Genomic DNA, 11,619 nt, shown 5'->3' on the forward strand with positions numbered 1-11,619 from the left:
TACCCCGTTATTTCTGCAACCATGATTATATATTTGTTATAAAGGAAGGAATCGATTTTGAAACTAAATTTGAATAAATGGATATTAGCAGCAACTATCAGTGCAGCCTTGAGTGGTTGTGCATATGACGCCCAACAAGCATCGAGTTTACCTCAAGGCGTGACGTTAATTGAAACGGCGACCTTGTTAGACAATCAAGTAGGCATTCCCTATAAAAAATATCAGTTAGCCAATGGCTTAACGGTTATTTTGCATCAAGATAAGTCTGATCCCTTAGCTCATGTCGATGTGACTTATCATGTAGGTTCAGCCCGTGAATTAGCCGGCCGCAGTGGTTTTGCCCATTTATTTGAACACATGATGTTCCAAGGCTCACAGCACGTGGGTGATGAACAACATTTTAAAGTGGTTACTGAAGCGGGTGGAACATTAAACGGCACCACCAATACCGACAGAACCAATTATTTTGAAACTGTGCCGAGCAATCAATTAGAAAAAATGCTTTGGTTAGAGTCTGACCGTATGGGTTTTTTATTACCTGCACTCACCAGCGAAAAATTCGAAGTTCAGCGTGAAACCGTTAAAAATGAACGTGCCCAACGAATTGATAACCGCCCTTATGGCCGTTTGAATGAACGTTTTAACCAAGCATTATATCCAGCGGGTCATCCGTATTCTTGGCCTGTTATTGGCTGGCCAGATGATTTAGATCGCGCCACAGCTGCAGATGTGAAACATTTTTTCCAACGTTGGTATGGGCCTAATAATGCTACTTTAACGATTGGTGGTGATTTTGATGAAGTGCAAACACTGGCATGGGTAAATAAATACTTTGGTGAAATTCCAGCAGGGCCTACGGTTAAGTCTGAAGCTAAAAGCATGGTGACATTGGATGAAACCCGTTATATATCGATGGAAGACAAAGTACATTTGCCATTAATATACATGGGATTCCCCACTGTTTACGCACAACACAAAGACGAAGCCGCATTAGATTTGCTGGCTAATATTCTCGGTGGCGGTAAAACATCGCTGATATATAAAAACTTGGTTAAAGATGGTTATGCGGTGCAAGCTGCGGTAAGCCATCCATGCCAAGAGCTTACTTGTCAGTTGTCACTTTACGCTGTGGCAAATCCTGCTAAAGGCGGCAGCCTTGCAGATCTTGAAAGCAAAATAAATCAAACTATCAGTGAGTTTGAGCAACGTGGTGTTACCGACGATGACTTACAAAAAGTCAAAGTGCAGTTTGAGGCGGCTACTATTTTTGGTATGCAAAGCGTCGCAGGTAAAGTATCAACACTGGCCGCCAATCAAACCTTTTTTGGCAAGCCTGACATGGTGGCATCTGATTTAGCCCGCTATGCGAATGTCACCAAAGCCGATGTGATGCGGGTTTTTAATACGTACATCAAAAACAAGCCTATGGTGGTGATGAGTATTGTGCCTGAAGGACAAACACAATTAATCGCCCACGCGGATAATTTTGAACCGAGCACTTTGCCCATTGCACAAGATGCCGTAACGGGATTAACCAATACTACTTTTGCAAAATCCTCATTTAATCGCAATAAAATGCCTCCATCAGCAGCTGCACCATTATTAACAGTGCCACAGTTGTGGGACAGTAAACTCGCCAATGGCATTAAAGTAATGGGCACTGAGAGTGATGAAACGCCTACCGTTGAACTGCTTGTTTACTTGGATGGCGGCCATCGTTTAGCGCCAATTAATAAAGCGGGTCTAGCTGAGTTAACAGCCTCTATGCTCAATGAGTCAAGTGCACAACGCAGTAGTGAAGAATTAGCTGGAGCACTTGATATGCTTGGCTCATCAATTAGCTTCGGTGCTAGTGATTCACAAAGTTACCTTAAAGTGTCAAGTTTAACCGCAAATCTAGACGCTACTCTTGCCATTGTTAAAGAGCGTTTATTCAGCCCTGGTTTTGTTGCTGCAGACTTTGAACGTGTTAAGCAACAACAGTTGCAAGGTTTACAACATCAAATGTCAGATGCCAACTATTTAGCTAGTACAGGTTTTTCTGCCTTGTTATATGGCAGTAATAGCCCATTAGGGATCAGCAGTGATGGTACGATTAAATCTATCGAGGCGTTAACCCTTGATGATGTGAAACAATTTTATCAACAGCAGTTCCGTGCCGGTAATGCTCAAATGGTGGTGGTATCAGACTTAAGTCAGCAACAGATTATGCCAAAATTATCGATGTTTACTGAGTGGCAAGGCGAGGCGACTCAGATTGCCGCCTTACCAGCTTTGCCAACCCACCTTCAAAATACCGTCTATTTAATTGATAAGCCCGGGGCTGCTCAATCGGTAATTAATATTGGTCAAGTATCGTTACCGTATGATGCAACCGGTGATTACTTTAAAGCCTATTTAATGAACTACCCATTAGGTGATGCGTTTAATAGCCGCATTAATCTGAATTTACGTGAAGATAAAGGTTATACCTATGGTGCTCGCACGCAGTTTGGTGGCGCTGAAGATACGGGTCAGTTTATGGCGTATGCCAGTGTTAGAAGTGATGTGACGGGGTTATCTCTGGTCGAGTTTGTCAACGAAATTAACGCTTACCAAGCGTCAGGCATGACCGACGAAGAAAGTACCTTTATGCGCAGTTCGATTGCACAAAGCCAGGCGTTAGAATATGAAACACCGTATCAAAAAGCCGGTTTTTTAAGAATGATCCAACGCTATCAGTTGGATAAAAACTTTACCGTTAAACAAGATGAGATAGTTAAAAACATTTCGACAAGTGAGTTAAATAAGCTTGCCAGTAGATTATTAAATATCAACGACATGGTTATGCTGGTGGTGGGTGATAAAACCACTGTTGAGCCACAGCTAAAAGCGCTAGGGTATCAAATTGAAATGGTAACACTTGCCGACTAGTTGAACACTTGTTACTGCTAGGGTTAACACTAGCCTTGAAATAAGCTAATGTTAACCCTATATACACTTAGCTCAATCTATTTATAAATAGATTGAGCTAAATTATGTACATTAATCGTAATATTATACAATATCGGTCAATGGGCAAAAAAGAGTATATTTGAGGCTCCATCAACGGTGACCGCTAGTGTTGCCGTTTTTAATTTAGCATCCATAAACAAGCTAATTATACTGAGTTACATTTTTTTTCGCGTTTTCAGTAATAATCTCGTTTATTATCAGGTCTAGCTGTTTACTCGCAATGCGAATCCATAAAAGAGAGTAGTAAATTGAAGTCTTTCAATGAAAAAGTCGAACACTTAAGCGACACTCAAGGCCGTGAGGCTTTATTGGGTATGTTACGTGGTATTGAACGTGAAGCATTGCGTATTAATGAAAATGGCCACTTAGCACAAGATGACCACCCAAAAGCGCTCGGTTCTGCTCTGACGCATTCGCGTATTACCACTGATTACAGCGAAGCTTTATTAGAATTTATTACTCCGGTATGCCACAGTATTGATGAGTTACTTGATGGCTTAACCCAAACTCATGCTTACAGTGTCCGAAACCTAAACGGTCAAAAACTGTGGCCCGTTAGCATGCCGTGTTATGTTGGTGAAGTAAGCGATATCCCAGTAGCACGCTATGGCAGCTCTAATAACGGTAAAATGAAAACTTTATATCGTAAAGGATTAACCCATCGTTATGGTGCATTAATGCAGATCATTTCTGGGGTTCATTTTAACTTTTCTGTATCGCAAGATTTATGGCAGCGTCTGTATGATGACAAGATGACCAATAGTGCCGCTTGCAGCAGTAAAAATATTAGCTTTGAAGATTTTATCTCAGAATCCTATTTTGGCCTTATTCGTAACTACCGCCGTTTAGTGTGGGTATTACCGTACTTATTTGGCTCAACACCAGCATTATGCAGTTCATTTATTAAAGATCAAGACGTCGATTTCGAATTTCAAAAAACCGGCAAAGGTACCTTATACCTTCCTTATGCAACGTCATTACGCATGAGTGATTTAGGCTATACCAACAAAGAACAAGACACGCTTAATATTAGCTACAACTCATTGCCTGACTACCTTGAAGGCGTCGGCGCTGCGATTAAAATGCCATCGAAAAAGTTTGCCAAAATTGGTATCAATGTTGATGGTGAGTATCGCCAACTCAATAGTAATATTTTGCAAATTGAAAATGAATTTTACGCGCCAATCCGCGCCAAGCGTGTGACTAAAAAAGGTGAGAAACCTTCACAAGCTTTATCGCGTGCAGGGGTGGAATATATTGAAGTTAGAGCCTTAGATGTTAATCCATTTAGCCCTGTAGGGATTGACGCTACTCAAGTACGTTTTCTAGATTTATTTTTATTGTATTGTTTGCTGTCGCCATCTGAAGATACCGATGCTGTCGGTGAAGCAGAAATTGCCGCGAACTTAAAAGCCGTAGTATTAGAAGGCCGTAAACCTGGGCTTGAATTGCAGCAAAATGGTAAAACTATTAGCTTAACGCAATGGATGCACGAGATATTTGGACAATTAGAGACCATCGCAAAGTTACTGGACGGCGATGATAGCCATGCTTATAGAACCGCGTTAAGTACTTGGTCTGAAGCTATCGATGATCCAGATAAAACCTTATCCGGTCGAGTCATAAATGAAGTTGTGGTTAAAGGGACAGATCATAGTGTGTGGGTTAAACAATTAGCGAATGATTATCATGAATTTTTAACTCATTACCCATTAAGCCATGAGGTTGAAAAAGCTTACGAAGACGAGGCTAAGAAATCTCTGCTTGAGCAGCAAAGTTTAGAGGCTCAACCACAAGATAATTTTGCCACTTTCTTGCAAGATTATTTTCGTGATGTTGTTCCAGCAGGCACTTTCGAGGCTAAATAATCATGCAAGTTTATTCATCTTGGCGAGCGCTGCTCGTCGCGGTAGCAGCATTAGTGTTACCCGGCTGTGCTTCATCGCCAGATGAAATGGTAGAGTGTGGCACTGTATCGAGCTATTTAGCCCCCGACAACAGTGCCAATTTATACCGTGTAGTGGTAACGCATTTAGATGGTGTTGCTGTTATTTCAAGACCTAACTACTTGTTATCGCCAGGCAAGCATGACTTTACTGTCGCTGAACTGATTAACTCCCCCGAACTGAAAGTGTCATTATCGGCTCGTAAAGTGAAAGTGTTTTCGGTCAACATTGAAGCTGATCAGCGTTACCATATTGCCGCCCAATTCAATACTGATAAAATCTATATTGGCCAAAACCAAGGCTACTGGCAGCCAATTATTTGGCAAACAGAATCTCATCAATGTGAAATGAAACGTTAAGCACAATTGCATTGATTTTTAATTGATGTAAAACTGATTCCAGAATCAATATCTTAGGTACTGGTAGAGGTGTTATGAAGTGTTTTTTAGGTGCCGTCAGCGCAATCGTATTACTGTCATTAGCGGGATGTGCCACTTCGCCTCCGAAAGAGCCTGATAACCTGTGTGCTATTTTTAAAGAACATCGTTCGTGGTATGAAGCTGCAGTAGATACGCGTGAGAAATGGGGCGTGCCGGTACATGTTCCTTTAGCTATCATGTATCAAGAAAGTTCATTTAAACACAATGCCGCGCCGCCAATGGAATACTTTTTAGGTTTTATCCCTACTGGACGAGCCAGCGATGCCTATGGCTATGCACAAGCTAAAACCATGACATGGGACGACTACGTTCGCGAAACCGGTAATAATTGGTCTAGTCGCAGTGATTTTGATGATGCGATGGACTTTATGGGCTGGTTTATTTACAAAACCCATAAAATTAATGGCGTATCAAAGTGGGATGCTAAAAACCAATACTTAAATTATCACGAAGGTTGGGGCGGCTATAAGCGTGGTAGCTATAAAGCTAAAAGATGGTTAACGCCTGTAGCCAATAAAGTCGACAAGCGTTCAAAACGCTACGCTGCGCAGTATCATCAATGCAAAGAAGATTTAGATTCGTCGTGGTTATGGCGAGTGTTTTTTGATTAAGTCTGAGTGACTTTGTGTAGCGGCTTACTGATGACGGTGAACAATGATTAGCGTTTTAAGCGAAATTCCTAGCTATTCAATCACAAGAAAGCATTCAATCACCAAATTTAATCACCAAAAATCAATAACAAAAAAGGAGCCTAGGCTCCTTTTTTCGTGTGTCTTTAGGTAAAGCCCTAAGAAACAGATTTGATGACTTGTTTAATTGATTTTACAAACTAATTAAACCCGCTTGTTTAACCAATCTATTAAGCAAACTCTGCCAAAATCCAATCTAATGGTGCTTGATATTGCTGTGGCATCCACACTTTTAAGTGGCTAATGCTGTCATCTAACATCGCTTTATTATGCACAGACAGGTTCAAGTGACCGACTTTACGACCAACACGAACGTCTTTGTTGTACCAAAATAGTTCTGCATTTGGCAGGCTTAACCAACGGTCGTCTTTATCAACACCAATTAGGTTAACCATCACACATTGGAAATTAACCTGTGGCTGATGCAAAGGTAAATTGCACAAAGCACGTAAGTGCAGTTCAAACTGGTTAATGTGGCAACCCGCTTGAGTCCAGTGGCCAGAATTATGTACCCGCGGCGCTAACTCATTGACCATTAAGTGTTCGCCAACACGGAAACATTCCATTGCCATCACACCCACGTATTCAAGGCCATGCATCACCTTGCTCAACATGTCTTCTGCTTCAGCTTGCAAAGGCGCTAAGCGGCTTAATGGTGCGATAGAGGCCATTAAAATACCGTCTTGATGCAGGTTAAGTGTCAGTGGATAAAATAAACAGCGGCCATCCTGGGTGCGCACGCCGACTAGTGACACTTCTTCATCAAAGTTAATCGCTTGTTCTGCAATGGCTTCATTACGCCAATCGGCAGGGATGGTTGTTGCTTCTGCCTGCTTAAGCCAATGTTGGCCTTTACCGTCATAACCACCAGTGCGGCGTTTTAATAATACCCGTTCACCATAAGCCTGATGTAGCGCCTCTGTGCTGGTATTATCATCAACTAATTGCCATGGCGATGTGGCGACGGCTAATTCATCGAGCAGACTTTTTTGGCTAAAACGATCCGCTAAACGACCAAATACAGGGCCATTGATAAAATGTGGATGTTGGCTGAGTTGTAAACTTAACTGCGACTCAGGCCATTGCTCGCGTTCAGCGGTAATGATGTCGTCAGCTTCTAGCGGTAATTGTGCATCTGATGGCGTCATAATATCGACTGGGCGCACATTAATGCCTAACGGTTGGCCAGCATGACTGAGCATGGCACCTAATTGACCGTCACCCAATACCCATAGATTTTTTGGCAAGGTCATTAGTCTTCTCTCGGATCGGGATTATCAAGGATCGAGCGAGTCTGCTCATCACGAAATGCTTCTAAACGCTCAGCTAAAGCGGCATCGGTAATCGCCAAAATTTGGCTAGCAAGTAAACCTGCGTTAAACGCACCAGCCGTACCGATAGCCAAGGTGCCAACGGCAATCCCTTTCGGCATTTGTACAATAGACAATAGACTGTCCATGCCAGATAGCGCCTTGCTTTGTACTGGGACTCCCAATACTGGCAAACGCGTTTTAGAGGCGATCATGCCTGGTAAATGGGCTGCTCCGCCTGCGCCACCAATAATGACTTTATAGCCTTTATCTGCAGCAGAACTTGCAAATTCCATTAGCTTGTCTGGTGTTCTGTGAGCTGAAACAACTTCAACATGATAAGGCACTTGTAACTTATCCATAATCTCAGCGGCGGCTTCCATTGTCGGCCAATCACTTTTCGAACCCATTACAACAGCAACTAGGGCTTGCATGTTAACTCCTTAACGTACTTATTCTATTAGTATATTTAGTTAACTCGCTCAGTAGGGTACAGCGGCGGTTAACGTCAATATTAAGGCGATAAAAAAGGTGCTAGATAATAGCATAAGCCGTGCTCTGTTGGCTGCATTTCAGTGTTTCTTGAGGCTAACACTCAGTTTCTAAATACGAAAACTACTTAAACACATTGTATATAAATAACCCTTTTACTTATCGCGCTCGTTATTAGCGGTATGCAAGGTCACTTTTTTGATGCGGCCAATATGAATAAATCAGTCGATAGATTAGAGGAATAACCATGAACAATACCCATAAACAACTCACTCACAGCGCCTTAGCCATCGTGATTAGTGCGATTATTATCAGTGGTTGTGCGCAAGAATCCAAAGACAGCGCGAAACAAAATCAGCCCGAATCTACTTCTAAAAATCAGCCCGCTTCTAAAATTCAATCCGCGAGTAAAACGGATTCATCTGCACAAGCGCGTCCCGAGTTATCTGAGGTAGCAGGCTTAGTGATGGCGTCTGAGCCACAGGCTGATTTATACCAAGGCTCAAAGGAGCTACATCGCAGTGCTAAAGTCATGACATCGTCAATGGCGCAGCGTATTGTGAGTTCTCAGCATGCTAGCGTAAGTGATCGCAATTTCTCTTTAGCACCAACGATTAATGATAAGTTTGAGTCGGTAGTGCAAAACGGCAATATGGTTGCTGGCGAAACACCAGTATCGACATTTTCAATTGATGTTGATACTGGCAGTTACAGCACAACGCGCAGATTAATCAATCAAGGCCAACTGCCGACTAAGAATACCGTTAGGGTAGAAGAGTTAGTCAATTATTTCAGCTATGACTACCCATTACCGACAAACACTGAGCAGCCATTTAGTGTCAATACTGAATTAGCACCATCACCTTACAATGCAGATACTCAGTTATTACGTATTGGCCTTAAAGGGTTTGATGTTGCGCCTGATAAGCTTGGCGCAAGTAACTTGGTGTTATTACTTGATGTGTCAGGCTCTATGTCGTCTGCTGATAAATTGCCATTATTGAAACAAGCCATGCTAATGCTGAGTCAGCAATTATCGGCGCAAGATAAAGTATCGATTGTGGTGTACGCCGGTGCCAGTGGTGTCGTCCTTGACGGTGTCGCAGGTAATGACTTTACCGCCATTAAAACAGCCCTAAGTCAGTTAAATGCGCAAGGTGGCACTAACGGTAGCCAAGGTATTCAGTTGGCGTATCAATTAGCCCAAAAGCACTTTATCGAAAATGGCAGTAACCGAGTCATATTAGCCACCGACGGTGACTTTAACTTGGGGATGACAGATCATCAACAATTGGTCGATTTCGTTGCCAGTCAAAGCAAAAAGGGTATTGGCTTATCAACGCTTGGTTTTGGACTAGGTTCGGGTACTGCCAGTTACAACGACCATTTGTTGGAGCAACTATCCAATAAAGCTAACGGACAATATGCCTTTATCGACACCTTAAATGAAGCACGAAAAGTGCTAGTTGATCAACTTAGTGCCACACTGTTAACCATTGCTCACGATGTCAAAGTGCAAATTGAGTTTAACCCTGCGGTGGTGTCTGAGTACCGACTGATTGGTTACGAAAACCGCTTGTTAAATCGCAGTGATTTTAATAACGATGCTGTTGATGCTGGCGAAATTGGTGCGGGTCATACTGTTACTGCGCTATATGAAATTCGTTATAACGACAGTCATAATCGCCTAGTTGATCCGCTGCGTTATACCGCCACAGAATCGACGCAAATAGATGATGCTAAAGTTCATCCACATACCGCAAATGAAGTGGCTTATTTAAAGCTGCGTTATAAAGCGATTGGCGAACAAGACAGTCAATTAATCACTTACCCCATTAACCGTGAGCAGCAGCTAACGCATTTACACCAAGCCAGTGACGATTTTAGATTTGCTGCGGCAGTTGCAGGTTTTGGTCAGCTGCTTAACCAGAATAATTATGTCCACGATACTGATTATGCTAAGTTAATTACACTTGCTGAGTCTGCAATGGGCCAAGACCGTTTTGGCTATCGCCATGAGTTTGTGCAAATGTTAAAAACTGCAAGTGTACTCGATAAGCAGGTTTTGATGACTGAACCTGAAACTCGTTGGGTTAGCCAATAAATGCGTCACAAAAAGGATAAAATGGTGCCAACATCAATACACCCTAAGGATGAGTCATTAATTCCTCAAGTGGGAAGTGACGAGCAACTGATGCTCGACTACCAAGCCGGTGACGTACGCGCGTTCGAAGCCTTATACCTTAAACACAAAGGCCCTTTGTACCGATATTTTGTGCGTCAATTACATGACCAGCAGCTAGCCGAAGATTTGTATCAAGATACCTGGGGTAAGGTGATTAATGCGGCGAAGCAATATCAAGTCACGGCTAAATTCACCACTTGGTTATATAAAATTGCCCATAATTTATTGATTGACCACGTGCGAGCCGTTAAGCCTCTCGATAAGGTTACCCCGCTTGGTGAAGATGAAACCATGGACAGCTTACAAGCCGACGATCAAGCTTCGCCCGAGCCACAAGTTGAGCAGCAGCAACAAGCCGATATGATGAAGGGTTGCATTGCTAAGTTACCCGCAGTGCAAAAAGAGGCTTTTTTACTCAACATTGAAATGGGCATGACCGCCGCCATGATAAGCGACATTGCCAATGTGACTTTAGAAGCAACTAAAAGTCGTATTCGTTATGCTTATCAAAGTATTAAGCAATGTATTGCTAATCAAAGGCAGGAGACAACATTATGAGTCAGCAACAAGATCATGATGCAGAGTTCACTGCATTACAAACTGAAATCAAAGATGCTTATCATCAACAACCATTAGAGCAACCCTCTGCAGAACTTGATGAAGCCATATTAGCCAAGGCGCGTTCGGGGGTTAACGTCACTAAAGTGAGTTCAACTAAAAAATCAATCTGGCAACGCAATGCTTGGGTGTACTCAAGTGCTGCCTCAGTGTTGCTGGTGGCGGGATTATTTATATTAAATCCAAGTTTGCAAAAACACCTTGGCACAGACTCGGAACAAAGCGTACCTGCTCAGCAGTCATCATTTAAGCAGGTCAAATCGACATCGGATGTACCTAAAGTAACAGAATCACCAGTTGAAGATGCCACAGCCGCAGAATCGATTGCCGTACAGGGATTGTCGATGAGTTCAGCGCCAATGAATAGTGAACGTGTTAATCGTGATGTAGTCAGTGAAGCATCTGATAACAATCGGTCTGATAGCAACGGAACCATTGAATCTCAAATGGCAGATAAATCGTCCGCGGTAATGAGTGCCGCGCCAGCACCTGCCAAAGTAAATGCAGAAGCACAAAAGAAAGCATTAGAGCTGCAATCACGTAGCCATGACAAGGAGGTGCAACAAGTGAAACAGTCATTTAATGGTTCGTTAAAAGGTGACATTGAGTTAGATACTGCTGATGTTGCTTTGGCTCGTTTAAAAGTATTAATGGCCGACAATAAACTGATTCAGGCTGAGCGTTATATGATCACCATCGATCAACGCTTCCCTGAGCTATCAGATCCGTCGCATCCACTTTATGAGCAATACCATAAAATTGTACTGCAACTGACTTCGCAGTAAGCAAAATACCAGAACAGTAAGACGGTAAAATACCAACGGCTAAGCAATTATTGCTTAGCCGTTTTTGTTTCCTGTAGAGCTTAGTTACATTTTTGTACTGCAACAATTGGCATAACTCTGATAACGTGAATCAATCAATAAAAATAGCCTACTCGATAAC

The 11,619-nt window shown here is 42.5% G+C and carries 9 protein-coding genes; 7 read left to right on the forward strand and 2 right to left on the reverse strand.

Going from position 1 to position 11,619, the window contains the following annotated elements; all coding sequences use genetic code 11:
* The first annotated feature begins 69 nt into the window (after positions 1-69).
* The 4 genes from EGC82_RS07060 to EGC82_RS07075 all read left to right on the forward strand — a co-directional run bounded on the left by EGC82_RS07060 (position 70) and on the right by EGC82_RS07075 (position 5,991).
* Positions 70-2,913, forward strand: a complete 2,844-nt coding sequence (locus tag EGC82_RS07060) for a M16 family metallopeptidase (protein ID WP_124732581.1) — start codon at positions 70-72, stop codon at positions 2,911-2,913.
* 329 nt (positions 2,914-3,242) lie between these two features.
* Positions 3,243-4,862, forward strand: a complete 1,620-nt coding sequence (gshA, locus tag EGC82_RS07065) for a glutamate--cysteine ligase (protein ID WP_124730141.1) — start codon at positions 3,243-3,245, stop codon at positions 4,860-4,862.
* Between the two features lie 2 nt (positions 4,863-4,864).
* Positions 4,865-5,299, forward strand: a complete 435-nt coding sequence (locus tag EGC82_RS07070; protein WP_124730142.1) for a hypothetical protein — start codon at positions 4,865-4,867, stop codon at positions 5,297-5,299.
* A gap of 74 nt (positions 5,300-5,373) precedes the next feature.
* Positions 5,374-5,991: a transglycosylase SLT domain-containing protein gene (locus tag EGC82_RS07075; RefSeq protein ID WP_124730143.1), complete on the forward strand. Its 618-nt coding sequence runs from the start codon at positions 5,374-5,376 to the stop codon at positions 5,989-5,991.
* 248 nt (positions 5,992-6,239) lie between these two features.
* Here the strand turns inward: EGC82_RS07075 and purK are convergent, their stop codons facing one another.
* The gene (purK, locus tag EGC82_RS07080; protein ID WP_123884296.1) at positions 6,240-7,322 is read right to left on the reverse strand and encodes a 5-(carboxyamino)imidazole ribonucleotide synthase; all 1,083 of its coding nucleotides are present in this window, start codon (positions 7,320-7,322) and stop codon (positions 6,240-6,242) included.
* A complete protein-coding gene (purE, locus tag EGC82_RS07085) occupies positions 7,322-7,813 on the reverse strand; it encodes a 5-(carboxyamino)imidazole ribonucleotide mutase (protein WP_011636550.1) in 492 nt (163 codons plus the stop codon). The genes purK and purE overlap by 1 nt, the downstream gene beginning before the upstream one ends.
* A 305-nt stretch (positions 7,814-8,118) precedes the next feature.
* Between purE and EGC82_RS07090 the strand changes: the two genes are divergently transcribed.
* The 3 genes from EGC82_RS07090 to EGC82_RS07100 are packed head-to-tail and all read left to right on the forward strand — an operon-like array spanning position 8,119 to position 11,459.
* On the forward strand, positions 8,119-9,975 hold the full coding sequence (locus EGC82_RS07090; protein WP_124730144.1) for a vWA domain-containing protein: 1,857 nt from the start codon (positions 8,119-8,121) through the stop codon (positions 9,973-9,975).
* Positions 9,976-9,996: 21 nt separating this feature from the next.
* Positions 9,997-10,614, forward strand: a complete 618-nt coding sequence (locus EGC82_RS07095) for a sigma-70 family RNA polymerase sigma factor (protein WP_164839198.1) — start codon at positions 9,997-9,999, stop codon at positions 10,612-10,614.
* Entirely contained in the window at positions 10,611-11,459 is an 849-nt protein-coding gene (locus tag EGC82_RS07100) for a hypothetical protein (protein WP_124730146.1), read from the forward strand. Before EGC82_RS07095 ends, EGC82_RS07100 begins: the two co-directional genes overlap by 4 nt.
* The last annotated feature ends 160 nt before the right edge of the window (positions 11,460-11,619 follow it).

Source organism: Shewanella livingstonensis (assembly GCF_003855395.1).
In the GTDB taxonomy this organism is placed as follows: Bacteria; Pseudomonadota; Gammaproteobacteria; order Enterobacterales; family Shewanellaceae; genus Shewanella; species Shewanella livingstonensis.